Below are 24762 nucleotides of genomic sequence, written 5' to 3'. Positions count from 1 at the left end.
TTACAGGTAGTGAGCGTTGGCAGCGTCCAGGGTGCCCTGGGCCTGCATGATCAGTTCGCAGAACTCGCGGGCGGCGCCTTCGCCGCCGCGTGCCTGGGTGACGCCGTGGGCGTGCTCGCGCACGAACGAGGCGGCGTTTTGCACCGCCATGCCCAGGCCTACGCGGCGGATCACCGGCAGGTCAGGCAGGTCGTCGCCCAGGTAGGCGACTTGCTCGTAGCTTAGTTTGAGTTCGGCCAGCAGGCCGTCAAGCACCACCATTTTGTCCTCGCGGCCCTGGAACAGGTGCGGGATGCCCAGGTTCTGCGCCCGGCGCTCGACCACCGGGGTCTTGCGCCCGCTGATGATCGCGGTGGTCACGCCCGAGGCCATGAGCATCTTGATGCCGTGGCCGTCGAGGGTGTTGAAGGTCTTGAACTCGCTGCCGTCTTCAAGGAAGTACAGGCGCCCGTCGGTGAGCACGCCGTCGACGTCGAACACCGCCAGCTTGATGGCCTTCGCGCGTTGCATCAGGTCCTGGTTCATTTACATCACTCCGGCGCGCAGCAGGTCGTGCATGTTCAGGGCGCCGGTAGGGCGGTCGGCCTGGTCGACGACCACGAGGGCGCTGATCTTGTGGTCTTCCATGATTTTCAGTGCCTCGGCGGCGAGCATCTCGGCGCGGGCGGTCTTGCCGTGCACGGTCATCACCTCGTCGATGAGGGTCTTGTGCACGTCGATGTTGCGGTCCAGGCTGCGGCGCAGGTCACCGTCGGTGAACACGCCGGCCAGTGTACCGTCCTGCTCCAGCACCACGGTCATGCCCAGACCTTTGCGGGACATTTCAAGCAAGGCGTCTTTAAGTAGTGTGCCACGCTGCACCTGGGGCAGTTCGTCGCCGCTGTGCATCACGTTTTCCACCTTCAGCAGCAGGCGGCGGCCAAGGGCGCCGCCGGGGTGCGAGAAGGCGAAGTCCTCGGCGGTGAAACCGCGCGCCTCGAGCAGGGCAATAGCCAGGGCATCGCCCAGCACCAGCGCGGCAGTGGTGGAGGAGGTCGGGGCCAGGTTCAGCGGGCAGGCTTCCTGCGCCACCGCGGCGTCGAGGTTGACCTCGGCGGCCTGGGCCAGTGGCGAGTCGGGGTTGCCGGTCAGGCTGATCATCTGGATGCCCAGGCGCTTGATCAGCGGCAGCAGGGTGACGATCTCGGCGGTGCTGCCCGAGTTGGACAGGGCCAGGATGACATCGTCACGGGTGATCATGCCCATGTCGCCATGGCTGGCTTCGGCCGGGTGGACGAAGAACGATGGGGTGCCGGTGCTGGCCAGGGTGGCGGCGATCTTGTTGCCGATATGCCCGGACTTGCCCATGCCAACCACCACCACCCGCCCCTTGCTGGCCAGGATCAGCTCGCAGGCCTTGACGAAATCACCGTCGATGCGGGCCAGCAGGGCCTCCACGGCCTCAAGTTCGAGGCGCAGGGTGCGCTGGGCGGATTGGATCAGCTCGCTGGATTGGCTCATGTCGAAAACGCAATGCCTGATGAAAAGGCGGCGATTATAGCCGCAATGGGGCAATCCCTCACCTTCTTCGATGGTGTAGGAAAATACTTCAATGCCTGTCTGTACACTGAACAGCACCGGCATGGCCTTGGGGCGGGCCCCTGAGCGGTGCTATAGTTCGCCGCTATTCGGCCTGCCGGGGAACCTGTGTGCCTTCAAAATGGAAACAGGCGTCCTTGGGACGAGGCAGCACTGCAAGGAGTCTAGATGAGTGTGGATAGCGCTTACGCGGTCGAGTTGAAGAATGTTTCCTTCAAGCGCGGCTCGCGGAGCATTTTCAGCAACGTGGATATCCGCATTCCCCGTGGCAAGGTCACCGGTATCATGGGCCCTTCGGGCTGCGGCAAGACCACCTTGCTGCGCCTGATGGGCGCACAGTTGCGCCCGTCAGGCGGCGAGGTTTGGGTCAACGGGCAGAACCTGCCCGCGTTGTCCCGCAGCGACCTGTTCGATGCGCGCAAGCAGATGGGCGTGTTGTTCCAGAGCGGCGCCCTGTTCACTGATCTCGATGTGTTCGAGAACGTCGCCTTTCCGCTACGGGTGCATACTCAGCTGTCGGACGAGATGATCCGCGACATCGTCCTGATGAAGCTGCAGGCCGTGGGCCTGCGCGGCGCCATCGACCTGATGCCCGACGAATTGTCCGGCGGCATGAAGCGCCGCGTGGCGCTGGCCCGGGCAATTGCCCTGGACCCGCAGATTCTCATGTACGACGAGCCGTTCGTCGGCCAGGACCCGATCGCCATGGGCGTGCTGGTGCGTCTTATCCGCCTGCTCAACGATGCCCTGGGTATCACCAGCATCGTGGTTTCCCATGACCTTGCAGAAACCGCCAGCATCGCCGACTACATCTATGTGGTGGGTGACGGCCAGGTGCTGGGGCAGGGTACGCCGGACGAGCTGATGGGCTCGGACAACCCGCGTATTCGCCAGTTCATGAAGGGCGACCCGGATGGCCCGGTCCCGTTCCACTTCCCTGCGCCTGACTACCGCGCCGACCTGCTGGGGGCGCGTTGATGCGCAGAAAATCCATTCTTGAACGTATTCGCCTGTTCGGCCGCGCCGCCATTGACGTGCTGGCCGTGCTCGGGCGCTCCTGCCTTTTCCTCGGCCACGCCTTGATCGGCCGCGGCGGCATAGGCGGCAGCTTCCAGCTTTTGACCAAGCAGCTGTATTCGTTGGGCGTGCTGTCGCTGGCGATCATCGTCGTATCCGGCGTGTTCATCGGCATGGTGCTGGCCCTGCAGGGTTACAGCATCCTCACCAAGTACGGCTCGGAGCAGGCGGTGGGCCAGATGGTCGCCCTGACCCTGCTGCGTGAACTGGGGCCGGTGGTCACCGCGCTGCTGTTCGCCGGCCGCGCAGGTTCCGCGCTGACTGCCGAAATCGGCAACATGAAGTCCACCGAGCAGTTGTCGAGCCTGGAGATGATCGGCGTCGACCCGCTCAAGTACATCGTCGCCCCGCGCCTGTGGGCCGGTTTCATCTCGCTGCCGCTGCTGGCGCTGATCTTCAGCGTGGTGGGCATCTGGGGTGGCTCTTGGGTGGCCGTGGACTGGCTGGGGGTCTACGAGGGCTCGTTCTGGGCCAACATGCAAAACAGCGTTTCGTTCAGCGACGACGTGCTCAACGGGCTGATCAAGAGCCTGGTGTTCGCCTTCGTCGTCACCTGGATCGCCGTATTCCAGGGGTATGACTGTGAGCCCACCTCAGAAGGGATCAGCCGTGCCACCACCAGGACCGTGGTTTATGCCTCATTGGCAGTGCTGGGTCTGGACTTTATTCTGACCGCCTTGATGTTTGGAGATTTCTGATGCAAAACCGCACCCTGGAAATCGGTGTCGGCCTGTTCCTCCTGGCCGGGATCCTGGCGCTGCTGCTGCTGGCCCTGCGTGTCAGCGGGCTGTCGGCCAGCCCGAGCAGCGACACGTACAAAGTTTATGCTTACTTCGACAATATCGCCGGTTTGACTGTCAGAGCTAAGGTGACCATGGCCGGTGTGACCATCGGCAAGGTCACGGCAATCGATCTGGACCGCGACTCGTACACTGGCCGGGTCACGTTGCAGCTGGACAAGAACGTCGACAACCTGCCGACCGACTCCACTGCCTCGATCCTGACCGCAGGCCTTTTGGGCGAGAAGTACATCGGCATCAGCGTGGGTGGTGAAGACGCGGTACTCAAGGATGGAAGCACCATCCATGACACCCAGTCGGCGCTGGTGCTGGAAGACCTGATCGGCAAGTTCCTGCTCAACTCGGTGGGCAAGGAACCGAAAGAAGCACAACCGGCTAATTAAGGAGTCTCCATGATTTCCATCCTGCGACGTGGCCTGCTGGTCCTGCTGGCGGCCTTCCCCCTGATGGCCCTGGCCGCGCCAGGGCAGTCTGCCCGTGATGTCATCCAGACCACCACCACGCAACTGCTCAGCGACCTCAAGGCCAACAAAGAGCAGTACAAAGCCAACCCCGAGGCGTTCTACAACGCGCTTAACAGCAACCTCGGCCCGGTGGTCGATGCCGACGGCATCTCGAAAAGCATCATGACCGTCAAGTATTCGCGCAAGGCCACCCCTGCGCAGATGCAGCGCTTCCAGGAAAACTTCAAGCGCAGCCTGATGCAGTTTTATGGCAACGCGCTGCTCGAGTACAACAACCAGGGCATCACCGTCGACCCGGCCAAAGCTGAAGACGGCGACCGCAGCAGCGTCGGCATGAAGGTGACCGGCAATAACGGCGCGGTCTACCCGGTGCAGTACACCATGCAGAAGATCGGTGGTGAGTGGAAGGTACGCAACGTCATCGTCAACGGCATCAACATCGGCAAGCTGTTCCGTGACCAGTTCGCCGACGCCATGCAGCGCAACGGCAATGACCTTGACAAGACCATCGACGGTTGGGCCGGCGAAGTAGCCAAGGCCAAGCAGACCGCCGACCAGTCGCCGGACAAGGAAGTCAAATGAGCGAGGCCGGGGTAAGCATGGCCGAGCAGGGCGTGCTGGCGTTGGCCGGTGTGCTGGACTACCGCAGCGGCCCGGCCCTGCGCAAGCAGGGCAAGGCGTTGATCGCCGCCAGCCGTGAGTCGCACCTGGTGCTCGACTGCAGCGCAGTGGTCAAGTCGAGCAGTGTCGGGCTGTCGCTGCTGCTGGCGTTCATGCGTGACGCGCAAGCCGCCGGCAAGGCCTGCGAGGTGCGCGGCATGCCCAGCGACATGCGTGAAATTGCCGAGGTCTATGACCTCGATGAAGTACTGGCAGGCTGATGGCCTGCCCGAAGGTGAAGGCCCCTCGGTCAGCGCGCCCCGTCATGGGCTTCGCAGGCGAGGGGCTTTTTTGTATGATGGCCGACCCGCGCGCGTTGGGCGCCGATCGAGGTTGAGCATGCAGGCCGTAGAAGTCAAAAGCTTTCTGGAAGAAAAATTGCCCGGATCCCGGGTTGAAGTTGAAGGCGAAGGCTGCAACTTCCAGTTGAACGTGATCAGCGACGAGCTCGCCGGCCTGAGCCCGGTCAAGCGTCAGCAGGCGATCTACGCTCACCTCAATCCGTGGATCGCCAACGGCGCCATCCACGCGGTAACCATGAAATTCTTCAGCAGCGCAGCCTGGGCTGAGCGCACCTGAGCCAACTTGGCGGCGAGACACGTATGGACAAACTGATTATCACCGGCGGTGCCCGCCTCGATGGCGAGATCCGCATCTCCGGCGCGAAAAACTCGGCCCTGCCGATTCTCTCGGCCACCCTGCTGTGCGATGGCCCGGTCACGGTCGGCAACCTGCCGCACCTGCACGACATCACCACCATGATCGAGCTGTTCGGGCGCATGGGCATCGAGCCTGTGATCGACGAAAAGCTCGCCGTGGAAATCGACCCGCGCACCATCAAGACCCTCGTCGCCCCGTACGAGCTGGTCAAGACCATGCGCGCCTCGATCCTGGTACTCGGCCCGATGGTCGCGCGTTTCGGTGAAGCCGAAGTAGCCCTGCCTGGCGGTTGCGCCATCGGTTCGCGCCCGGTCGACCTGCACATCCGCGGCCTTGAGGCCATGGGCGCCAAGATCGAAGTCGAAGGCGGCTACATCAAGGCCAAGGCGCCTGAGGGCGGCCTGCGCGGTGCGCACTTCTTCTTCGATACCGTCAGCGTCACCGGTACCGAGAACATCATGATGGCCGCGGCGCTGGCCAAGGGCCGCAGCGTGCTGCAAAACGCCGCCCGTGAGCCGGAAGTGGTCGACCTGGCCAACTTCATCAACGCCATGGGCGGCAAGGTCCAGGGTGCCGGTACCGACACCATCACCATCGATGGCGTCGAGCGCCTGGGTACCACCACCTACCAGGTGATGCCTGACCGTATCGAAACCGGCACCTACCTGGTTGCCGCCGCCGTGACCGGTGGCCGCGTCAAGGTCAAGGACACCGACCCGACCATCCTTGAAGCCGTACTGGAAAAACTCAAGGAAGCCGGCGCCGACATCACCACCGGTGAAGACTGGATCGAGCTGAACATGCACGGCCAGCGGCCCAAGGCCGTCAACCTGCGCACCGCTCCGTACCCGGCATTCCCCACCGACATGCAGGCGCAGTTCATCTCGCTCAACGCGATCGCTGAAGGCACTGGCGCGGTGATCGAGACCATCTTCGAAAACCGCTTCATGCACGTGTACGAAATGCACCGCATGGGCGCGCAGATCCAGGTCGAAGGCAACACCGCCATCGTTACCGGCGTCAAGGCGCTCAAGGGCGCCCCGGTGATGGCCACCGACCTGCGCGCATCGGCCAGCCTGGTGCTGTCGGCGCTGGTTGCCGAAGGTGACACCCTGATCGACCGCATCTACCACATCGACCGTGGTTACGAGTGCATCGAAGAAAAACTGCAGATGCTCGGCGCGAAAATCCGCCGCGTACCGGGCTAGTTGCCCGCTGGCGCAAGGTGTGGGAGCGAGCTTGCTCGCGAAGGAGCCACCGCATTGCATGGCACCGGCGTTGCCGGTGTTCGCGGGCAAGCCCCCTCCCGCATGAGCGCCTTACGAATTGAAGACGGCCGGGCGAATCACGCCCGGCCGGCAGTTAGCTGCTAAAGGAACGACGTTTCCCATGTTGACCATCGCGCTATCCAAAGGCCGTATTCTCGACGACACCCTGCCGTTGCTGGCAGAGGCGGGCATCGTCCCCACCGAGAACCCGGACAAGAGCCGCAAGCTGATCATCCCGACCACCCAGGACGACGTGCGCCTGCTCATCGTGCGTGCCACCGACGTGCCCACCTACGTCGAGCATGGCGCCGCCGACCTTGGCGTGGCTGGCAAGGACGTGCTGATGGAATACGGCGGTCAGGGCCTGTACGAGCCCCTGGACCTGCAAATTGCCCAGTGCAAGCTGATGACCGCCGGCGTTACCGGTGCGCCCGAGCCCAAGGGCCGCCTGCGGGTGGCTACCAAGTTCGTCAACGTAGCCAAGCGCTACTACGCCGAACAAGGCCGCCAGGTCGACATCATCAAGCTGTACGGCTCCATGGAGCTGGCACCGCTGATCAACCTTGCCGACAAGATCATCGACGTGGTCGACACCGGCAACACGCTGCGCGCCAACGGCCTCGAGCCGCAGGAACTGATCGCCACGATCAGCTCGCGCCTGGTGGTCAACAAAGCCTCCATGAAAATGCAGCACGCCCGCATCCAGAGCCTGATCGACACCCTGCGCAACGCCGTCGAATCGCGACACCGCGGCTGACTTCTGCGCGCGACCTCTGCTGTCGCGCCCGTCTATCCGCGTCATAGCCTTCTTTCTCGGGTGCCCGCGCGGATGGACTGGTAGCCTAGGGCGCCTGAGCATTCGCAATCTATTCCGAGGCCCTCGCCATGACCGTGTCCACTGCAATTGCCCGTCTCAACGCTGCTGACCAGGATTTCGCGCGACATCTTGATCATCTGCTGAGCTGGGAAAGCGTGTCCGATGACGCGGTCAACCAGCGCGTGCTCGACATCATCAAGGCCGTGCGCGAGCGCGGCGACGCTGCGCTGGTGGAGTTCACCCAGCGTTTCGACGGTGTCGATGCCAAAAGCATCGATGACCTGATCCTCGACCGTGCGCGCCTTGAGCTGGCCCTGACCCGCATCACCCCGGTTCAGCGCGAAGCCCTGGAAAAGGCCGCCAACCGCGTGCGCATCTACCACGAGCGGCAGAAGCAGGACTCCTGGCAGTACACCGAAGCCGACGGCACCGTGCTTGGCCAGAAGGTCACCCCGCTGGACCGCGCCGGCCTGTACGTGCCGGGCGGCAAGGCGTCGTACCCCTCGTCGGTGCTGATGAACGCGATTCCGGCCAAGGTGGCCGGTGTCACTGAAGTGGTCATGGTGGTGCCGACCCCGCGTGGCGAGGTCAACGAGCTGGTGCTGGCCGCGGCCTGCATCGCCGGTGTCGACCGCGTGTTCACTGTCGGTGGCGCCCAGGCCGTCGCGGCCCTGGCCTATGGCACCGAGAGCGTGCCGCAGGTGGACAAGATCGTCGGCCCGGGCAATATCTACGTGGCCACCGCCAAGCGCCACGTGTTCGGCCAGGTGGGCATCGACATGATCGCCGGCCCTTCGGAAATCCTCGTGGTGTGCGACGGCCAGACCGACCCGGACTGGATCGCCATGGACCTGTTCTCCCAGGCCGAGCACGACGAAGACGCCCAGGCCATCCTGGTCAGCCCTGATGCCGGGTTCCTCGACCGCGTGGCTGCCAGCATCGACAAGCTGCTGCCAACCATGGAGCGTGCCGAGATCATCGAGAAGTCGATCAACGGCCGCGGCGCGCTGATTCAGGTGCGCGACATGCAGCAGGCTATCGAGGTGGCCAACCGCATCGCCCCCGAGCACCTGGAGCTGTCGGTGGCCGACCCGCAGGCCTGGTTGCCACAGATCCGCCACGCCGGTGCGATCTTCATGGGCCGCCACACCAGCGAGGCGCTGGGCGACTACTGCGCCGGCCCCAACCACGTGCTGCCGACCTCCGGCACCGCGCGCTTCTCCTCGCCTTTGGGCGTGTACGACTTCCAGAAGCGTTCGTCGATCATCTTCTGCTCCGAGCAGGGCGCGTCCGAGCTCGGCCACACCGCTTCGGTCCTGGCCCGTGGCGAGTCGCTGACCGCCCACGCCCGCAGCGCCGAATACCGCATCCTCAACGAGAAGGGGAATTGAACATGAGCCGTTTCTGGAGCCCCTTCGTCAAGGACCTGGTGCCTTACGTGCCGGGCGAGCAGCCCAAGCTGGCCCGCCTGGTCAAGCTCAACACCAACGAAAACCCCTACGGCCCGTCGCCCAAGGCGCTGGAGGCCATGCGTGGCGAGCTGAACGACAACCTGCGCCTGTACCCGGACCCGAACGGCGACCGCCTCAAGCAGGCAGTGGCCGAGTACTACGGCGTCACCCCGGCCCAGGTGTTCGTTGGCAACGGCTCGGACGAAGTGCTGGCGCACATCTTCCACGGCCTGTTCCAGCACGACCGCGGTCCGCTGCTGTTCCCGGACATCAGCTACAGCTTCTACCCGGTGTACTGCGGCCTGTACGGCATCCCGTTCGAGCCGGTGGCGCTGGATACGCAGTTCCAGATTCGCGTGGCCGACTACAGCAAGCCGAATGCCGGGATCATCTTCCCCAACCCCAACGCACCGACTGGCTGCCTGCTGGCGCTGGAGGCGGTAGAGCAGTTGCTGCAGGCCAACCCTGATTCGGTGGTGGTGGTCGATGAGGCGTACATCGACTTTGGCGGCGAGACCGCCATCAGCCTGGTGGGCCGCTACGACAACCTGCTGGTGACTCAGACCCTGTCCAAGTCGCGTTCGCTGGCGGGCCTGCGGGTTGGTTTGGCGGTGGGGCACCCGGACCTGATCGAGGCGCTGGAGCGGATCAAGAACAGCTTCAACTCCTACCCGCTGGACCGCATGGCGATTGTCGGGGCGGCGGTGGCGTTCGAGGACCGGGCTTATTTTGACGAGACTTGCCGCAAGGTGATCGACAGCCGCGAGGTGTTGGTGGCGGCGTTGCAGGCGCGTGGATTTGAAGTGCTGCCTTCGGCGGCGAACTTCATCTTTGCCCGGCACCCTGAGCAGGATGCGGCGGGGATTGCGGCTCGGCTGCGGGAGCAGGGGGTGATTGTTCGGCACTTCAAGCAGGCGCGGATTGCGCAGTTCTTGCGGATTACCGTGGGGACGCCGGAGATGAACCAGGCTTTGCTGGATGCTTTGAATTGATCTGAGGTTGGGTTTGTATTGGGGGCGGGCTGGGAGATAGCTGGATTTATCTTCTGGTCTGCCCCTTATAGGTTGTTGGTTGTTTTGAAAGTTGTATGTGCATTCATTATTTGTATTGACGCTTATTCACCTTTCCGCCCTTACGGCGGGTTACTTTTTTTCGTGGAAAAAAGTAACCAAAAACCGTGCGCTCCATTCATACGGCCCCTGCGCTTCGCTCCGGGGTTCCCTCACTCCGGGCTTGCTCCGGGGGTACGCGCCGACGGGCCGTCCCTGGCCCGATCGGCGCTCGCCCGGCATCCATGCCGGTCGCCCCCCTACGCAATCCCTGCGTTCGGCCTCCTGAAGTCGCGAAGTTAGTGGCGGCGCCTATGAGTACGCAGCTCGGTCGCTAGTTGCCACCGTGGGAACTCAGGATTTAATCGCGGGGCAAGCCCGCTCCCACGCTGGAACTGCGTACAAATATCTAACGTGGGAGCGGGCTTGCCCCGCGATGGCGTCAGAACAAACAACACGTCAATAACAATCAAACCAACATCCCAGCTCTTGATCTTGCTTCTAAGCGCGCGGTAGTTCAGACAACACAAATCGCGACTTCAGGAGGCCGAGCGTAGGGATTGCGTAGGAGGGCGACCGGCATGGATGCCGGTCGAGCGCCGATCGGGCCAGGGACGGCCCGTCGGCGCGTACCTCCGGAGCAAGCCCGGAGCGAGGGAACCCCCGGAGCGCAGCGTAGGGGGCCGGATGATAGGAGCAGGCGGTTTTGCCTACTTTTGCCAAGACAAAAGTAGGCCGCCGTAAGGGCGGAAAGGTGACGAAAAGCGCATATCGTCAACGAATGCGCATACATCTCCCAAAGCAATCACCCTAAAGCCCCCGACCCCGAACCCTTGCCACCCCCCCCCACCAACCCGCTATCGTCCACCTCCTTGAAATTCATCCGATGACTGGACGAAAAATCCAACCCCAATGTCCCAACTCACCAAACGCTCCCTGGTCGAACAAGCCGTAGACCAACTCCGCGACCAGATCGCCAAAGGCTCCTGGCAAGTAGGCCAACGCCTGCCCACCGAACCCGAGCTTGCCAGCGACCTGGGCATCAGCCGCAACACCGTGCGCGAAGCCATGCGCGTGCTGGCCTTCAGCGGCCTGGTGGAAGTCCGCCAGGGCGACGGCAGTTACCTGCGTACCGTGCAGGACCCATTGCAAGCCGTGCAGGCCATGGCCCGCTGCACCGTCGAGCACGCCCGCGAAACCCGCCATATCCTCGAAGCCGAAGCCATCGGCCTGGCCGCGCTGCGCTGCACCGAGCACGACCTGCGCGAACTGCGCCAGGCTCTGCTGCAAAGCGGCGAGCACTTTCACGGCGATGTCGACGCCTATGTCGCCTGCGACATCCAGTTTCACCAACGCCTGGTGGACGCCGCCCACAACCCCGCGCTCAGCGAGCTGTACCGCTATTTCTCCGGTGTGGTCGCCGCAGCCCTGCAGCACAACATGAGCAGCGTCCCCCGTTGTCAGGCCACCTTCGACCTGCACGGGCAGATCCTCGACGCCCTCGAACAACGCGATCCGGAGCGCGCCAAGCGCCTCAGCCGGACCCTCATCGAATCCTGACTGGAACTGCCCGCCATGAGTGAACAAGCAAACCGCGAACTCGATGAACTGCTCATCGATGCCGAGGCCGACGATGAACAAGTGCAGCAGCAGCCGGTACTGCTGCAGCGGCCCTGGCTGCTGTTGCTGGGCCTGGTGCTGGTGGCGCTGAACCTGCGACCGGCGCTGTCGAGCATGGCGCCTGTGCTCGGGCAGGTGTCTGCGGGGCTTGGGCTCAACGCTTCCGAAGCCGGGCTGCTGACCACCTTGCCGGTACTGTGTCTGGGGCTGTTCGCGCCGCTGGCGCCGCTCCTGGCGCGCCGGTTTGGCAGCGAACGGGTGATCCTCGGCATCCTGCTGACCCTGGCCTTGGGCATCCTGGTGCGCAGTGCGTTCGGGGTGGCCGGCATCTTCCTCGGCAGCCTCATGGCCGGTGCCAGCATCGGCATCATCGGCGTGCTGCTGCCCGGTATCGTCAAACGCGATTTCCCGCAGCACGCCGGCACCCTGACCGGCGTCTACACCATGGCCCTGTGCCTGGGCGCGGCCATGGCGGCCGGGGCTACCGTACCGCTGGCCAGGCACTTCGGCGACAACTGGGCGCTGGGGTTGGGCTTCTGGATGGTGCCGGCGTTGCTGGCGATGCTGGTCTGGTTGCCCCAGGCGCGCCAGGGCCATGGCCTGCACAAGGCCGCCTACCGCGTGCGCGGGCTGTGGCGCGACCCGCTGGCCTGGCAGGTGACGCTGTACATGGGCCTGCAATCGTCGCTGGCCTACATTGTTTTTGGCTGGCTGCCGTCGATCCTCATCGGCCGCGGGCTGAGCCCCACCGAGGCCGGGCTGGTGCTGTCCGGGTCGGTGATCGTGCAACTGGTCAGCTCGCTCGGTGCCCCGTGGCTGGCCACCCGCGGCAAGGACCAGCGCCTGGCCATCGTGGTGGTGATGCTGGTCACCCTGGCCGGGCTGTTCGGCTGCCTGTATGCGCCCATCGACGGGCTGTGGGGCTGGGCAGTGCTGCTGGGCCTGGGGCAGGGCGGTACCTTCGCCCTGGCGCTGACCCTGATCGTGCTGCGCTCCAAAGACGCCCACGTGGCCGCCAACCTGTCGAGCATGGCCCAGGGCGTGGGCTATACGCTGGCATCGATGGGGCCGTTCGCGGTGGGGCTGGTGCATGACCTGACCGGGGGCTGGAATGCCGTGGGCTGGATTTTCGCCGTGCTCGGCGTGGGCGCCATCGTGTTCGGCCTGGGGGCAGGGCGGGCGCTGCATGTGCAGGTGAGCAGCGAGAAGGTGTGAGGCAGCGGCGGCCAACATTCCATATACGGCACGGTACCTGTGGGAGCGGGCTTGCCCGCGAACACGGGCGAAGCCCGTGCCAGCCACCGCGCTGCCTGCTTCGCGGGTAAACCCGCTCCCACGCAGCGTCGTTCTGGTCATAGCCCGGCCCACGGGCCAAGCGATCATTCATGACGCTGATGGATATGGCGTCGCAAGTGGCCACAGGCTATCGTGCGCCTTTCGCCCCTTGCACAGGACCTGCCCATGAGCGACGCCAACAGCGCCTTGATCACCCGTTTCTACCAGGCCTTCCAACGCCTGGACGCCGAGGCCATGGCTGCCTGCTACAGCGACGACATCGCTTTCAGCGACCCGGTGTTCGGCACTCTGCGTGGCGATGACGCCAAGGACATGTGGCGCATGCTCACCTCGCGCGCCAAGGACTTCACCCTGACCTTCGACAACGTGCGCAGCGACGAGCGCGGCGGCGCGGCGCACTGGGTGGCCACCTACCTGTTCAGCCAGACCGGCCGGGTGGTGGTCAATGACATCCAGGCGCGCTTCGTGATTCGCGACGGGCTGATCTGCCAGCACGACGACACCTTCGACCTGTGGCGCTGGGCGCGGCAGGCGCTGGGCATGCCCGGTGTGTTGCTGGGCTGGTCGCCGATGTTGCAGAACAAGGTACGCCAGCAGGCGTTCAAGGGCCTGCGCGCATTCCAGCAGGGCCGCTGAGCGGGTAAGCTTGCGCCACCTTCAGCTGTATCGAACCGAACCGTGAGCGAAACTCCCCCACCTGCCGAGTGCAAGCCCTGGTACGTCTACCTGGTGCGCGCCGCCAATGGCTCGCTGTACTGCGGCATCAGCGACGACCCGCAGCGGCGCTTCATCAAGCACCAGAAGGGCCAGGGTGCGCGCTACTTCAAGACCAGCCCGGCGCAGGCGCTGGTGTATGTGGAGCAGTGGCCGGACAAGGGCGAAGCGCTGCGCCAGGAGCGGCTGGTGAAAAAGCTGCGCAAGAAGGCCAAGGAGGCGCTGGTGGCTTCCTATTGCGAAACCTAATCCGGTGATTGATTGACGTTCTGTGGAGCTGTTTTGTGCTGCCTGCTGCGGCCCTATCGCCGGCAAGCCGTCTCCTACAGCTACAGCGCAGGTGAAGCCTGTGGGAGCGGGTTTACCCGCGAACACCGCATAGCCGGTGCCATCCACCGTGTTGCCGGCTTCGCGGGTAAACCCGCTCCCACAGGGATTGCATAAGCTTCAGGCCAGTGCTGTACCTGTACGAGCCGGCTTGCCGGCGATAGGGCCGCAGCAGGCTGCACAAGACAGTTGCTCCCACAAAGTATGCGCAGCCAGGCTGCTCGTCTCAGTCCTTGCGGCGCTTGAGCTGGTCGATCAACTGCGTCGGCAGCCCCTTGATCACCAGCGTCCCGGCCTCTTCGTCGTACTCGATCTTCGAGCCCAACAAATGCGCCTCGAAGCTGATCGACAACCCCTCGGCGCGCCCGGTGAAGCGGCGGAACTGGTTGAGGGTGCGCTTGTCGGCCGGGATCTCCGGCGAAAGCCCATAGTCGCTGTTGCGAATGTGGTCGAAGAACGCCTGCGGGCGGTCTTCGTCGATCAGGCTGGAGAGTTCCTCGAGCGCCATCGGCTCGCCCAGCTTGGTCTGGGTGGTGGCGTAGTCGACCAGGGTCTGGGTCTTCTCGCGGGCGGACTCTTCCGGCAGGTCCTCTTTTTCCACGAAGTCGCTGAAGGCCTTGAGCAGGGTACGGGTTTCACCCGGGCCGTCGACGCCCTCCTGGCAGCCGATGAAGTCGCGGAAGTAGTCCGAGACCTTCTTGCCGTTCTTGCCCTTGATGAACGAGATGTACTGCTTCGACGCCAGGTTGTTCTTCCACTCCGACAGGTTGACCCGCGCCGCCAGGTGCAACTGGCCGAGGTCCAGGTGGCGTGACGGGGTCACGTCCAGTTCGGCGTTCACCGCCACGCCTTCGCTGTGGTGCAACAAGGCGATGGCCAGGTATTCGGTCATGCCTTGCTGGTAGTGGGCGAACAGCACGTGGCCGCCGGTGGACAGGTTGGACTCTTCCATCAGCTTTTGCAGGTGCTCGACGGCGGTGCGGCTGAACGCGGTGAAGTCCTGTTCGGTGTCCAGGTACTGCTTGAGCCAGCCACTGAACGGGTAGGCGCCGGATTCACCGTGGAAAAAGCCCCACGCCTTGCCCTGCTTGGCGTTGTAGCTGTCGTTGAGGTCGGCCAGCAGGTTTTCGATGGCGTCGGAGGCGGCCAGCTCGCTGTCGCGGGCGTGCAGCACGGCGGGGCTGCCATCGGGCTTCTTGTCGATCAGGTGAACGATGCAATGACGGATGGGCATGGAATTCTCGGTCTGTTGGGCGGTGCGGCACCGCGCTGCAAAAGGCGCCCAGTTTACCCCACGGCGGGGGTGGTGCAGTGGCCAGATGTTGGCGTAAATGGCGGTTGCCTGTTTTTTGTACGATTTGCCGGTTTTTTTCCGCAAACCCCCGAAAAACCTGCACAAAATCAATGTCGGCAGCGGATATTTATCGATTCATGTGGTAGCTTTGCGCGGTCTTGCGCCCCCTGTGTGGCGCATTGCTGGCAGCTTGCTTGCGGGGTGTCGAACCAAACGCCGATTTGCGTATCTACATACGCGATCGACGCGGCCTCTGGATTGTCCCCGGGCTGGCCCGACCACCGACCAAGCACGCTGCACAACCTCTGATTTGATAGGGAAGGAACACCACCATGGCACTGACCAAAGACCAACTGATTGCCGATATCGCTGAATCGATCGACGCGCCAAAAACCACCGCGCGCGCTGCCCTGGAGCAACTGGGCCAGATCGTCGCTGACCAACTGGAAAACGGCGCCGAAATCACCCTGCCAGGCATCGGCAAGCTGAAAGTCTCCGAGCGTCCTGCCCGTACCGGCCGCAACCCTTCGACTGGCGCTGCCATCGAAATCGCTGCCAAGAAAGTCGTCAAGTTCGTTCCGGCCAAGTCCCTGAGCGACTCGATCAACAAGTAATTGTTGATGCGTTGACGAAACCGCGCCCGGCTTGCCCGGGCGCGGTTTTTTTGTGCCTGCATTCCAGGTTATTCGGCTCTGTGGACTTCGTGGGTCAGCGCTCGGCCAGCCAGCCCTTGCGCGCCTCATCGTCATGGAAACTCCACGCCACCATGCGGCTCTGCTTCTGCCCCTGGCCCATCTCGACGATGCGCACAGCCTTCACCCCGGCTTTTTTCAGTGCCGCCTCGATGCCCGGCAGATTGCTGGCCTTGGACACCAGGCTGGTGAACCACAGCACCTGTTCGGCGTACTGCACGCTTTCACCGACCAGTTGCGTCACGAAGCGGATCTCGCCGCCTTCGCACCACAGCTCGTTGTTTTGCCCGCCGAAGTTGAGCACCGGCAGCTTGCGCTTGGGGTCCTGCTTGCCGAGGTTCTTCCATTTGCGCTGGCTGCCACGGGTGGCTTCTTCGCGCGAGGCATGGAAGGGCGGGTTGCACAGGGTCACCGCGTAACGTTCGCCCTCCTGCAGCAGGCCGCTGAGGATGTGCTTGCGCTCGGCTTGCAGGCGCAGGCCGATGGCCTTGTCCAGCTGGTTGGCCTGCACGATGGCTTTGGCCGAGGCCAGGGCCACCGGGTCGATGTCGGAGCCGGTGAAGCGCCAGCGGTAATCGCTGTGGCCCAGCAGCGGGTAGATGCAGTTGGCGCCTACGCCGATGTCCAGGGCGCGCACCTGGGCGCCGCGCGGTACTTCACCGCCGTTGTCTTCGGCCAGCAGGTCGGCGGCTACATGGATGTAGTCGGCACGGCCCGGAATCGGCGGGCACAGGTAGTCGGCGGGGATGTCCCAGTGCTGGATGCCGTACTGGGCCTTGAGCAGCGCACGGTTGAACACGCGCACGGCTTCGGGGTTGGCGAAGTCGATGCTGGGCTTGCCGTGGGGGTTGGTGATGGTGAAGCGGGCCAGGTCCGGGTGCGCCTTGATCAGCGCCGGGAAGTTGTAGCGGCCCTGGTGGCGGTTGCGCGGGTGCAGGGTGGGTTTGCTCATGGTCATGGTCTGATCCTGAAAAGCATCGCGGGGCAAGCCCGCTCCCACGAGGTCTGTGTGCGACCTGTGGGAGCGGGCTTGCCCCGCGATGGCTTCACTGAGATTTAAAGCGCAGCAATCCGCGCATGCTGCTCGGTGAAGTTGGCCAGGGCCTGTTCGGACTCGGCCAGCTTGGCGCGTTCCTTCTCGATCACCGCAGGCGGGGCCTTGTCGACGAAGGCGGCGTTGGACAGCTTGCCGCCCACCCGCTGCACTTCACCCTGCAGGCGCTGGATCTCCTTGTTCAGGCGAGCCAGCTCGGCGTCCTTGTCGATCAGGCCGGCCATCGGCACCAGCACCTGCAGGTCACCCACCAGTGCGGTGGCCGACAGCGGTGCTTCGTCCTGCTCACCCAGTACGGTGAACGACTCGACCTTGGCCAGCTTCTTCAGCAGGGCTTCGTTTTCCTGCAGGCGGCGCTGGTCGTCGGCGTTGGCGTTTTTCAGGAACAGCGGCAGCGGCTTGCCCGGGCCGATGTTCATTTCGGCGCGGATGTTGCGCAGGCCGACCATCAGCTCTTTCAGCCACTCGATGTCGCCTTCGGCAGCGGCGTCGATGCGGCTTTCGTTCGCCACAGGCCAGGCCTGCAGCATGATGGTCTTGCCTTCGATACCGGCCAGCGGCGCAATGCGCTGCCAGATTTCTTCGGTGATGAACGGCATGAACGGGTGGGCCAGGCGCAGCGCCACCTCCAGCACGCGCACCAGGGTGCGACGGGTGCCGCGGGCGCGCTCGACCGGGGCGTTCTCGTCCCACAGTACCGGCTTGGACAGCTCCAGGTACCAGTCGCAGTACTGGTTCCAGATGAACTCGTACAGCGCTTGGCTGGCCAGGTCGAAGCGGAACTGCTCGAGCTGGCGGGTCACTTCGGCTTCGGTGCGCTGCAGTTGCGAGATGATCCAGCGGTCGGCCAGCGACAGCTCGTAGGCCTCGCCGTTCTGGCCGCAGTCCTCGCCCTTGTCCAGCACGTAGCGGGCGGCGTTCCAGATCTTGTTGCAGAAGTTGCGGTAGCCCTCGACGCGGCCCATGTCGAACTTGATGTCGCGGCCGGTGGAGGCCAGCGAGCAGAAGGTGAAGCGCAGCGCGTCGGTGCCGTAGCTGGCGATCCCTTCGGGGAACTCGGCCTTGGTCTGCTTGGCGATCTTCTCGGCAAGCTTGGGCTGCATCATGCCGCTGGTGCGTTTTTCCAGCAGGGCGTCGAGGGTGATGCCGTCGACGATGTCCAGCGGGTCGAGCACGTTGCCCTTGGACTTGGACATCTTCTGGCCCTGGCCGTCGCGTACCAGGCCGTGCACGTACACGGTCTTGAACGGTACCTGCGGGGTGCCGTCTTCGTTCTTGATCAGGTGCATGGTCAGCATGATCATGCGCGCAACCCAGAAGAAGATGATGTCAAAGCCGGTCACCAGCACGTCGGTGCTGTGGAATTTCTTCAGGAATTCGGTCTGTTCCGGCCAGCCAAGGGTCGAGAAGGTCCACAGGCCCGAGCTGAACCAGGTGTCGAGCACGTCGTCGTCCTGGCGCAGCTTGATGTCGGCGCCGAGGTTGTGCTTGCTGCGCACTTCTTCTTCGTTGCGGCCTACATAGACCTGGCCGGCCTCGTCGTACCAGGCCGGAATGCGGTGGCCCCACCACAGCTGGCGGCTGATGCACCAGTCCTGGATGTCGCGCATCCACGAGAAGTACATGTTCTCGTACTGTTTAGGCACGAACTGGATACGGCCGTCTTCCACGGCTTCGATGGCAGGTTCTGCCAGCGGCTTGGTGGAGACGTACCACTGGTCGGTCAGCCACGGCTCGATGACGGTGCCCGAACGGTCGCCTTTGGGCACTTTCAGGGCGTGGTCGTCGATGCTCACCAGCAGGCCCTGGGCGTCCAGGTCGGCGACGATCTGCTTGCGCGCGACAAAGCGGTCGAGGCCGGCGTATTGGGCGGGCAGGGTGGTGTCGAGCTGCTCGTTGACGCTGCCGTCGAGGTTGAAGGCCTGTGCGGCGGGCAGCACCAGGGCGTTCTTGTCGAAGATGTTGAGCAGCGGCAGGTTGTGGCGCTTGCCGACTTCGTAGTCGTTGAAGTCGTGGGCCGGGGTGATCTTCACGCAGCCGGTGCCGAATTCCGGGTCGCAGTAGTCGTCGGCGATGATCGGGATGCGGCGGCCGACCAGCGGCAGCTCGACGAACTTGCCGATCAGTGCCTGATAGCGCTCGTCGTTCGGGTTGACGGCGACGGCTGCATCACCCAGCAGGGTTTCCGGACGGGTGGTGGCAACCACCAGGTGGTCCTTGCCTTCGGCGGTCTTGGCGCCATCGGCCAGCGGGTAGCGCAGGTTCCACAGGTGGCCCTTCTCGTCGTGGTTTTCCACTTCAAGGTCGGAGATCGCCGTGTGCAGCTTGGTGTCCCAGTTGACCAGGCGCTTGCCGCGGTAGATCAGGCCGTCCTCGTGCAGGCGCACGAAGGCTTCCTTGACCGCTTCGGACAGGCCGTCGTCCATGGTGAAGCGCTCGCGGCTCCAGTCCACCGACGAACCCAGGCGGCGGATCTGCCGGCTGATGTTGCCGCCGGACTGGTCCTTCCACTCCCAGACCTTCTCGAGGAACTTCTCACGACCCAGGTCGTGGCGGTTCTGGCCTTTGGCTTCGAGCTGGCGCTCCACCAGCATTTGCGTGGCGATACCGGCGTGGTCGGTGCCTGGCTGCCACAGGGTGTCACGGCCCTGCATGCGGCGAAAACGGATCAAGGCGTCCATGATCGCGTTGTTGAAACCGTGGCCCATGTGCAGGCTGCCGGTGACGTTCGGCGGCGGGATCATGATGGTGTACGAGTCACCAGCACCTTGCGGGGCGAAATAGTTCTCGGACTCCCAGGTGTTGTACCAGGAAGTTTCGATGGCGTGCGGCTGGTAGGTCTTGTCCATGCGCGGCGGGACCCTATGGCATTTGTTCGGGAAAGCCGGGAAGTATAACGAAGCTGGAAGCTTCAAGCGACAAGCTGCAAGGGGATAAGGGCTGTGCCGGCCTCTTCGCGGGCAAGCCCGCTCCCACAGGTGCAGCGTCGCCATCGAGATCGACGGCGTACCTGTGAGAGCGGGCTTGCCCGCGAAGAGGCCGGTGCAGGAAGGCGCGGACTACTCGGAACGCTTGAGCAAGCGGTCAAGCCGCGCGTCGAGGCGGCGCTTGATTTCGGTCTCGATATGCGGGGTGAAGTCGTTGATCACGTCCTGCATGATCAACTGCGCCGCGGCGCGCAGCTCGGCGTCCAGGTGCAGCAGGGTATCCTGGCGGCGGGTCTGGGCATCTTCTTCGGGTGCGGCGGGGGCGGCTTCGGCGACCGGTGGCGGGGTATCGTTGCCGGCCGGCTCGTCGAGCAACAGCGGGATCTGCTCCACGGTTTCGGTGAGCAGCGGCGGCTGCAGGTTAGCGTCACCCAGCAGCTCGCGAATCGACTCAAGGTCGTCGAGCAGGTGGGCATTATGGGTGAGGGAGGTCAGCTGCTTGTCCATCGTCTTCTACAGTCGTTGTAAGCGGTGATCTTGCAGAGCATAGCCCTGTTCACGGTAGAAACGGAATCGCTCGCGGGCCGCCTGGCGAATGCCGGGCTCTTCGACGACGATTTCGGCGACCCGCTCGAACTGGCCGACGAACCCGGGTACACCGCCGCCCAGGTTGATCAGCAGGCCGCGGTGGCTGCCGGCGTCATCGCCAATGCCCAGCGCCACGCTGGCGTCGCTGTGCTGCTCGTGATGGTCGTGGGGCACGAAGGCCTCGCCCTTGAAGCGCCACAGGCGCTCGTCCAGCTCCAGGCGTTGCGCTTCGTCCTGGCAATGCAGGTAGACCCGGTGGCCGAGGCGCCAGGCCTTCTCGCACAGCTTGCAGGCAAAATCCAGCCGCGCCGACAGCGCGTCGGTGGGCAGGATATAAAAATCGACTTTGCTCATCGTTCAATTCGCCAGCCGGCGGCGCCTGGGCGCCACCGGCTGCGCGCCATCAGGCGCCGGCGCGGTCCAGCAGGTACTGGGTGAGCAGCGGCACCGGGCGGCCCGAGGCGCCCTTGTCCTTGCCACCGCTGATCCAGGCGGTACCGGCGATGTCCAGGTGCGCCCAGTTGTAGGCCTTGGCGAAGCGCGACAGGAAGCAGCCAGCGGTGATGGTGCCGGCCTTCGGGCCACCGATGTTGGCGATGTCGGCGAACGGGCTGTCCAGTTGCTCCTGGTACTCATCGAACAGCGGCAGTTGCCAGGCACGGTCGTCGGCGCGCTTGCCGGCGTCCAGCAACTGGCCGACCAGCTCGTCGTTGTTGCCCATCAGGCCCGAGGTGTGGCTGCCCAGGGCGACGATGCAGGCGCCGGTCAGGGTGGCCAGGTCGATCACCGCCTGGGGCTTGAAGCGCTCGGCGTAGGTGAGGGTGTCGCACAGCACCAGGCGGCCTTCGGCGTCGGTGTTGAGGATCTCGACGGTTTGCCCGCTCATGGTGGTGACGATATCGCCCGGGCGGGTGGCGCCGCCGCTCGGCATGTTTTCGGCACAGGCCAGCAGGCATACCAGGTTGATCGGCAGTTGCAGCTCGAGCACTGCCTTTAGTGTGCCGAACACGCTGGCGGCGCCGCACATGTCGTACTTCATTTCGTCCATGCCGGCGCCAGGCTTGAGGCTGATGCCGCCGGTGTCGAAGGTGATGCCCTTGCCCACCAGCACGAACGGCTTGTCAGCTTTTTTACCGCCCTGGTAGTTGAGCACGATCAGGCGTGGCGGCTGGTCGCTGCCCTGGCCGACGGCGTAGAACGCGCCCATGCCCAGGTCCTTGATCTTCTTCTCGTCCAGCACTTCGACCTTCAGGCCCTTGTGCGCCTTGCCCAGGTCCTTGGCTTGTTCGGCGAGGAAGCTTGGGTGGCAGATGTTCGGCGGCAGGTTGCCCAGGTCGCGGGTGTAGGCCATGCCGTTGGCGATGGCGGTGGCGTGCTTGACGGCGCGCTCTACCTCGCCCTGGCCGGCCTTGTCGGCCAGCAGGGTGATTTTTTTCAGCGCGCGCGGCTCGGCCTTCTTGCTCTTGAAACGGTCGAACACGTAAGCGCCGTCGAGCAGGGTTTCGGCCAGCAGGCGGTACTTGCCGTAGTGCCCGTCACGGGCGCTGACCGCCAGGTCGTCTAGGGCCAGCACGGCGTCAGTGCCGCCCAGGCCCTTGAGCACGCCGGCGACGCTGGCCACCAGCTTGCGCCAGGCGCGGTCGCCCAGGGCTTCGTCCTTGCCGCTGCCCACCAGCAGCACGCGCTCGGCCTTGAGCCCCGGCAGGCTGTGCAGCAGCAGGGTCTGGCCCGGCTTGCCGGCCAGGTCGCCGCGCTTGAGCAGGGCGCTGATGGCGCCTTCGCAGGCCAGGTCGACGGCCTTGGCAACGTTACCGAGCTTGCGCCCTTCACCTACCGGGAGCACCAGGGTGGCGGTTTTAACGGATACAGCGGCTACGCTTTTTACAACCAGTTCCATGTCAGGGTTCCCCGAATGATCTGTGGGTTGGCGCTGTCTGTTGCAGGCGCTCGGAATACCGGCTCGGCCGCCTTTGCGGCCCGCGGAAAAGCTGCCAGTTTGAGCCTGCGGGATCCAAGATGACAACCCCGACATGCAGCGTCATGCGTGGCCAAGTGACAGGCGCGGTCAATCACAGGATAATGCGCGCACTTTCCATGGAGGTTCGCCTTGGCGAACCGGCATTGGTCCTGGCTTTTCGAATCGTTCGTATGGCTGTGTGCCCCTGACAACCCAGGAGTGTCTGGTTTGATCGTCTTCCGTTATCTGTCCCGCGAGGTCCTCGTGACCTTGAGTGCCGTCAGCGCCGTGCTGCTGGTAATCATCATGAGCGGGCGCTTCATCAAATACCTGGCCCAGGCGGCCCAAGGCGTGCTCGATCCGGGTGTACTGTTCCTGATCATGGGCTTTCGCCTGCCGGGCTTCCTGCAACTGATTTTGCCGCTGGGCCTGTTCCTCGGCATTTTGCTCGCCTATGGCCGGCTTTATCTCGAAAGCGAGATGACCGTGCTCTCGGCCACCGGCATGAGCCAGCAGCGCCTGCTGGCCATGACCCTGGCGCCGGCGGCGCTGGTCGCCCTGCTGGTGGCCTGGCTGAGCCTGAGCCTGGCCCCGCAAGGGGTTGCCCAGGTGCAGAAGATCATCGCCCAGCAGGATGCGCTGACCGAGTTCGACACCTTGGTGCCGGGGCGCTTCCAGACCCTGCGCGACGGGTCGCGAGTCACCTACACCGAGCAGCTCTCGGACGACCGGGTCAACCTGGCCGGGGTGTTCATTTCCGAGAAGCGCTTCAACCAGGACAAGACCAAGGACCGCGCCCCGTCGGTGCTGGTGGCCGAGAAGGGCCACCAGGAAGTCCAGGCCGACGGCAACCGCTACCTGGTACTGGAAAACGGCTACCGCTATGACGGTAACCCTGGCCAGGCCGACTACCGCGCCATCAAGTACGACACCTATGGCGTGCTGCTGCCCAAGCCCGAGGTCAGCGAAGAAGTGACCGAGCGCGAGGCCATCCCCACCTCGCAGCTGTTCGGCCAGGACGGTGTGCGCGAACGTGCCGAGTTGCAGTGGCGCTTGTCGCTGCCGCTGCTGGTGTTCATCGTGACCCTGCTGGCGGTACCGCTGTCGCGGGTCAACCCGCGCCAGGGCCGCTTCCTCAAGCTGCTGCCGGCGATTCTTCTGTACATGGCTTACCTGACGATGCTGATTTCCGTGCGCGGCGCCCTGGAGAAGGGCAAGCTGCCCATCGCCCTGGGCATGTGGTGGGTTCACGCCCTGTTCCTGCTGATCGGCCTGGCCCTGATGTACTGGGAGCCGATGCGCCTCAAGCGTGCCGCGCGCCGTGCGGAGGTGGCCCATGGCTAAGCTTGACCGTTACATCGGCCAGAGCGTGCTGCTGGCCATTCTCGCCGTGCTGGGCATCATCCTCGGCCTGGCTTCGCTGTTCGCCTTCATCGACGAGATGGGCGACCTGAGCAGCACCTACAGCGTGCTCGACGCCGGTATCTATGTGGCGCTCACTGCGCCGCGGCGGCTGTACGACATGCTGCCGATGGCCGCGCTGATCGGCTGTCTGATCGGCCTGGGCAGCCTGGCCAGCAGCAGCGAGCTGACCATCATGCGCGCTGCCGGCGTGTCCATCGGGCGTATCGTCTGGGCGGTGATGAAGCCCATGCTGGTGCTGATGCTGGTGGGCCTGCTGATTGGCGAATACGTAGCCCCCGTCACCGAGAACAAGGCCCAGGCCGACCGCTCGCTGGCCCAGGGCGGCGGCGAGGCGCAAAGCTCCAAGCGCGGCATGTGGCACCGCCAGGGCGAGGAGTTCGTGCACATCAACTCGGTGCAGCCCAACGGCCTGCTGCTGGGCGTGACCCGCTACCGTTTCGACGACAAGCGCCAGATCGCTTCCTCCAGCTTCGCCCGCAAGGCCCAGTACCGCGACAACCAGTGGGTGCTGAGCGACGTTGCCACCACCCACTTCCGCGGTGACCACACCGAGGTGGTCAAGGCGGCAGAAGAACCCTGGGATGTATCGGTCACCCCCGAGCTGCTCAATACCGTGGTGCTGGCGCCAGAGTCGCTGTCGATCACCGGGCTGTGGGACTACATCCACTACCTGGCCGACCAGGGCCTGAACAATGCCCGCTACTGGCTGGCATTCTGGACCAAGGTGCTGCAACCGGCCGTAACTGCCGCGCTGGTGCTGATGGCGATCTCGTTCATCTTCGGCCCGCTGCGTTCGGTCACCCTTGGCCAGCGTGTGTTCACCGGCGTGCTGGTGGGCTTCGTGTTCCGCATCGCCGGCGACCTGCTTGGCCCTTCGAGCCAGGTGTTCGGCTTCCCGCCGCTGCTGGCGGTGCTGCTACCGGCCGGCATCTGTGCGCTGGCCGGTGTGTGGTTGTTGCGCCGGGCCGGTTGATGGCCTGAACCGCAAAAAGCCGACCCCAGGGTCGGCTTTTTTGTGGGCGTTGTGGGGGCCCGCTCCCACGC

The 24762-nt window shown here is 64.3% G+C and carries 25 protein-coding genes; 17 read left to right on the top strand and 8 right to left on the bottom strand.

Annotated features, from left to right (window positions below; translation table 11 throughout):
- Complete coding sequence (locus KSS93_RS24460) at window positions 1-525, bottom strand: KdsC family phosphatase (RefSeq protein WP_217840150.1); 525 nt, start codon at window positions 523-525, stop codon at window positions 1-3.
- Window positions 526-1500, bottom strand: a complete 975-nt coding sequence (locus KSS93_RS24455) for a KpsF/GutQ family sugar-phosphate isomerase (protein WP_217886345.1) — start codon at window positions 1498-1500, stop codon at window positions 526-528.
- 246 nt (window positions 1501-1746) lie between these two features.
- Between KSS93_RS24455 and KSS93_RS24450 the strand changes: the two genes are divergently transcribed.
- The 14 genes from KSS93_RS24450 (at window position 1747) to KSS93_RS24385 (ending at window position 13703) form a co-directional block, all read left to right on the top strand.
- Window positions 1747-2556 (top strand): ATP-binding cassette domain-containing protein, encoded by an 810-nt coding sequence (locus KSS93_RS24450; protein WP_217886344.1) that lies wholly within the window; start codon window positions 1747-1749, stop codon window positions 2554-2556.
- A complete protein-coding gene (gene mlaE / locus KSS93_RS24445) occupies window positions 2556-3353 on the top strand; it encodes a lipid asymmetry maintenance ABC transporter permease subunit MlaE (protein WP_217886343.1) in 798 nt (265 codons plus the stop codon). Before KSS93_RS24450 ends, mlaE begins: the two co-directional genes overlap by 1 nt.
- The gene (gene mlaD, locus KSS93_RS24440) at window positions 3353-3838 is read left to right on the top strand and encodes an outer membrane lipid asymmetry maintenance protein MlaD (protein WP_217886342.1); all 486 of its coding nucleotides are present in this window, start codon (window positions 3353-3355) and stop codon (window positions 3836-3838) included. Before mlaE ends, mlaD begins: the two co-directional genes overlap by 1 nt.
- 9 nt (window positions 3839-3847) lie before the next feature.
- The gene (locus KSS93_RS24435; protein ID WP_217886341.1) at window positions 3848-4501 is read left to right on the top strand and encodes an MlaC/ttg2D family ABC transporter substrate-binding protein; all 654 of its coding nucleotides are present in this window, start codon (window positions 3848-3850) and stop codon (window positions 4499-4501) included.
- Window positions 4498-4800 carry an STAS domain-containing protein gene (locus tag KSS93_RS24430; RefSeq protein ID WP_217886340.1) on the top strand — a complete coding sequence of 101 codons (303 nt, stop codon included), beginning with the start codon at window positions 4498-4500 and terminating at the stop codon, window positions 4798-4800. The genes KSS93_RS24435 and KSS93_RS24430 overlap by 4 nt, the downstream gene beginning before the upstream one ends.
- 118 nt (window positions 4801-4918) lie before the next feature.
- Window positions 4919-5158, top strand: a complete 240-nt coding sequence (locus tag KSS93_RS24425) for a BolA family protein (protein WP_110993420.1) — start codon at window positions 4919-4921, stop codon at window positions 5156-5158.
- A 23-nt stretch (window positions 5159-5181) separates the two neighbouring features.
- Window positions 5182-6447, top strand: a complete 1266-nt coding sequence (gene murA, locus KSS93_RS24420; protein WP_217886339.1) for a UDP-N-acetylglucosamine 1-carboxyvinyltransferase — start codon at window positions 5182-5184, stop codon at window positions 6445-6447.
- A 181-nt stretch (window positions 6448-6628) separates the two neighbouring features.
- Window positions 6629-7264, top strand: a complete 636-nt coding sequence (gene hisG / locus KSS93_RS24415; protein ID WP_011532429.1) for an ATP phosphoribosyltransferase — start codon at window positions 6629-6631, stop codon at window positions 7262-7264.
- Between the two features lie 128 nt (window positions 7265-7392).
- The gene (gene hisD / locus KSS93_RS24410) at window positions 7393-8715 is read left to right on the top strand and encodes a histidinol dehydrogenase (protein WP_217886338.1); all 1323 of its coding nucleotides are present in this window, start codon (window positions 7393-7395) and stop codon (window positions 8713-8715) included.
- Between the two features lie 2 nt (window positions 8716-8717).
- Entirely contained in the window at window positions 8718-9767 is a 1050-nt protein-coding gene (hisC, locus tag KSS93_RS24405) for a histidinol-phosphate transaminase (RefSeq protein ID WP_217886337.1), read from the top strand.
- Between the two features lie 969 nt (window positions 9768-10736).
- Window positions 10737-11384, top strand: a complete 648-nt coding sequence (locus KSS93_RS24400) for a FadR/GntR family transcriptional regulator (RefSeq protein WP_217886336.1) — start codon at window positions 10737-10739, stop codon at window positions 11382-11384.
- A 15-nt stretch (window positions 11385-11399) separates the two neighbouring features.
- On the top strand, window positions 11400-12659 hold the full coding sequence (locus tag KSS93_RS24395; RefSeq protein WP_217886335.1) for a CynX/NimT family MFS transporter: 1260 nt from the start codon (window positions 11400-11402) through the stop codon (window positions 12657-12659).
- A gap of 246 nt (window positions 12660-12905) precedes the next feature.
- Entirely contained in the window at window positions 12906-13376 is a 471-nt protein-coding gene (locus KSS93_RS24390; protein WP_217886334.1) for a nuclear transport factor 2 family protein, read from the top strand.
- 42 nt (window positions 13377-13418) lie between these two features.
- Entirely contained in the window at window positions 13419-13703 is a 285-nt protein-coding gene (locus tag KSS93_RS24385) for a GIY-YIG nuclease family protein (protein ID WP_217886333.1), read from the top strand.
- A 304-nt stretch (window positions 13704-14007) separates the two neighbouring features.
- Here KSS93_RS24385 and yejK read toward each other — a convergent pair whose 3' ends face one another.
- Entirely contained in the window at window positions 14008-15015 is a 1008-nt protein-coding gene (gene yejK / locus KSS93_RS24380; protein WP_217886332.1) for a nucleoid-associated protein YejK, read from the bottom strand.
- Window positions 15016-15407: 392 nt separating this feature from the next.
- On the opposite strand from yejK, the gene KSS93_RS24375 reads away from it, so the two are divergent.
- Window positions 15408-15689, top strand: a complete 282-nt coding sequence (locus tag KSS93_RS24375; protein WP_217840135.1) for an HU family DNA-binding protein — start codon at window positions 15408-15410, stop codon at window positions 15687-15689.
- 94 nt (window positions 15690-15783) lie between these two features.
- Here the strand turns inward: KSS93_RS24375 and rlmF are convergent, their stop codons facing one another.
- From rlmF to KSS93_RS24350, 5 genes are all read right to left on the bottom strand, one after another.
- Entirely contained in the window at window positions 15784-16725 is a 942-nt protein-coding gene (gene rlmF / locus KSS93_RS24370) for a 23S rRNA (adenine(1618)-N(6))-methyltransferase RlmF (RefSeq protein ID WP_217886331.1), read from the bottom strand.
- A gap of 98 nt (window positions 16726-16823) precedes the next feature.
- On the bottom strand, window positions 16824-19670 hold the full coding sequence (locus tag KSS93_RS24365; RefSeq protein ID WP_217886330.1) for a valine--tRNA ligase: 2847 nt from the start codon (window positions 19668-19670) through the stop codon (window positions 16824-16826).
- Between the two features lie 210 nt (window positions 19671-19880).
- On the bottom strand, window positions 19881-20255 hold the full coding sequence (locus KSS93_RS24360; protein ID WP_217886329.1) for a DNA polymerase III subunit chi: 375 nt from the start codon (window positions 20253-20255) through the stop codon (window positions 19881-19883).
- A 6-nt stretch (window positions 20256-20261) separates the two neighbouring features.
- Window positions 20262-20690, bottom strand: coding sequence for a DNA polymerase III subunit chi (locus tag KSS93_RS24355; protein ID WP_217886328.1), 429 nt, complete (start codon window positions 20688-20690; stop codon window positions 20262-20264).
- A gap of 49 nt (window positions 20691-20739) precedes the next feature.
- Entirely contained in the window at window positions 20740-22233 is a 1494-nt protein-coding gene (locus KSS93_RS24350; protein WP_217886327.1) for a leucyl aminopeptidase, read from the bottom strand.
- A 288-nt stretch (window positions 22234-22521) separates the two neighbouring features.
- Between KSS93_RS24350 and lptF the strand changes: the two genes are divergently transcribed.
- Window positions 22522-23637: an LPS export ABC transporter permease LptF gene (gene lptF, locus KSS93_RS24345; RefSeq protein WP_217886326.1), complete on the top strand. Its 1116-nt coding sequence runs from the start codon at window positions 22522-22524 to the stop codon at window positions 23635-23637.
- On the top strand, window positions 23630-24691 hold the full coding sequence (gene lptG / locus KSS93_RS24340) for an LPS export ABC transporter permease LptG (protein ID WP_217886325.1): 1062 nt from the start codon (window positions 23630-23632) through the stop codon (window positions 24689-24691). Before lptF ends, lptG begins: the two co-directional genes overlap by 8 nt.
- Window positions 24692-24762: the final 71 nt, after the last annotated feature.

This window comes from Pseudomonas xanthosomatis (assembly GCF_019139835.1).
GTDB lineage: Bacteria > Pseudomonadota > Gammaproteobacteria > Pseudomonadales > Pseudomonadaceae > Aquipseudomonas > Aquipseudomonas fakonensis.
Note: the sequence above shows the minus strand (reverse complement) of the source record. Positions and strands in the feature narration are given on the sequence as shown.

Excerpts from the sequence above, each read along its gene's own strand:
- KSS93_RS24460 (WP_217840150.1), bottom strand. The coding sequence starts at position 525 with ATGAACCAGGACCTGATGCAACGCGCGAAGGCCATCAAGCTGGCGGTG.
- KSS93_RS24455 (WP_217886345.1), bottom strand. The coding sequence starts at position 1,500 with ATGAGCCAATCCAGCGAGCTGATCCAATCCGCCCAGCGCACCCTGCGC.
- KSS93_RS24450 (WP_217886344.1), top strand. The coding sequence starts at position 1,747 with ATGAGTGTGGATAGCGCTTACGCGGTCGAGTTGAAGAATGTTTCCTTC.
- mlaE (WP_217886343.1), top strand. The coding sequence starts at position 2,556 with ATGCGCAGAAAATCCATTCTTGAACGTATTCGCCTGTTCGGCCGCGCC.
- mlaD (WP_217886342.1), top strand. The coding sequence starts at position 3,353 with ATGCAAAACCGCACCCTGGAAATCGGTGTCGGCCTGTTCCTCCTGGCC.
- KSS93_RS24435 (WP_217886341.1), top strand. The coding sequence starts at position 3,848 with ATGATTTCCATCCTGCGACGTGGCCTGCTGGTCCTGCTGGCGGCCTTC.
- KSS93_RS24430 (WP_217886340.1), top strand. The coding sequence starts at position 4,498 with ATGAGCGAGGCCGGGGTAAGCATGGCCGAGCAGGGCGTGCTGGCGTTG.
- KSS93_RS24425 (WP_110993420.1), top strand. The coding sequence starts at position 4,919 with ATGCAGGCCGTAGAAGTCAAAAGCTTTCTGGAAGAAAAATTGCCCGGA.
- murA (WP_217886339.1), top strand. The coding sequence starts at position 5,182 with ATGGACAAACTGATTATCACCGGCGGTGCCCGCCTCGATGGCGAGATC.
- hisG (WP_011532429.1), top strand. The coding sequence starts at position 6,629 with ATGTTGACCATCGCGCTATCCAAAGGCCGTATTCTCGACGACACCCTG.
- hisD (WP_217886338.1), top strand. The coding sequence starts at position 7,393 with ATGACCGTGTCCACTGCAATTGCCCGTCTCAACGCTGCTGACCAGGAT.
- hisC (WP_217886337.1), top strand. The coding sequence starts at position 8,718 with ATGAGCCGTTTCTGGAGCCCCTTCGTCAAGGACCTGGTGCCTTACGTG.
- KSS93_RS24400 (WP_217886336.1), top strand. The coding sequence starts at position 10,737 with ATGTCCCAACTCACCAAACGCTCCCTGGTCGAACAAGCCGTAGACCAA.
- KSS93_RS24395 (WP_217886335.1), top strand. The coding sequence starts at position 11,400 with ATGAGTGAACAAGCAAACCGCGAACTCGATGAACTGCTCATCGATGCC.
- KSS93_RS24390 (WP_217886334.1), top strand. The coding sequence starts at position 12,906 with ATGAGCGACGCCAACAGCGCCTTGATCACCCGTTTCTACCAGGCCTTC.
- yejK (WP_217886332.1), bottom strand. The coding sequence starts at position 15,015 with ATGCCCATCCGTCATTGCATCGTTCACCTGATCGACAAGAAGCCCGAT.
- KSS93_RS24375 (WP_217840135.1), top strand. The coding sequence starts at position 15,408 with ATGGCACTGACCAAAGACCAACTGATTGCCGATATCGCTGAATCGATC.
- rlmF (WP_217886331.1), bottom strand. The coding sequence starts at position 16,725 with ATGACCATGAGCAAACCCACCCTGCACCCGCGCAACCGCCACCAGGGC.
- KSS93_RS24365 (WP_217886330.1), bottom strand. The coding sequence starts at position 19,670 with ATGGACAAGACCTACCAGCCGCACGCCATCGAAACTTCCTGGTACAAC.
- KSS93_RS24360 (WP_217886329.1), bottom strand. The coding sequence starts at position 20,255 with ATGGACAAGCAGCTGACCTCCCTCACCCATAATGCCCACCTGCTCGAC.
- KSS93_RS24355 (WP_217886328.1), bottom strand. The coding sequence starts at position 20,690 with ATGAGCAAAGTCGATTTTTATATCCTGCCCACCGACGCGCTGTCGGCG.
- KSS93_RS24350 (WP_217886327.1), bottom strand. The coding sequence starts at position 22,233 with ATGGAACTGGTTGTAAAAAGCGTAGCCGCTGTATCCGTTAAAACCGCC.
- lptG (WP_217886325.1), top strand. The coding sequence starts at position 23,630 with ATGGCTAAGCTTGACCGTTACATCGGCCAGAGCGTGCTGCTGGCCATT.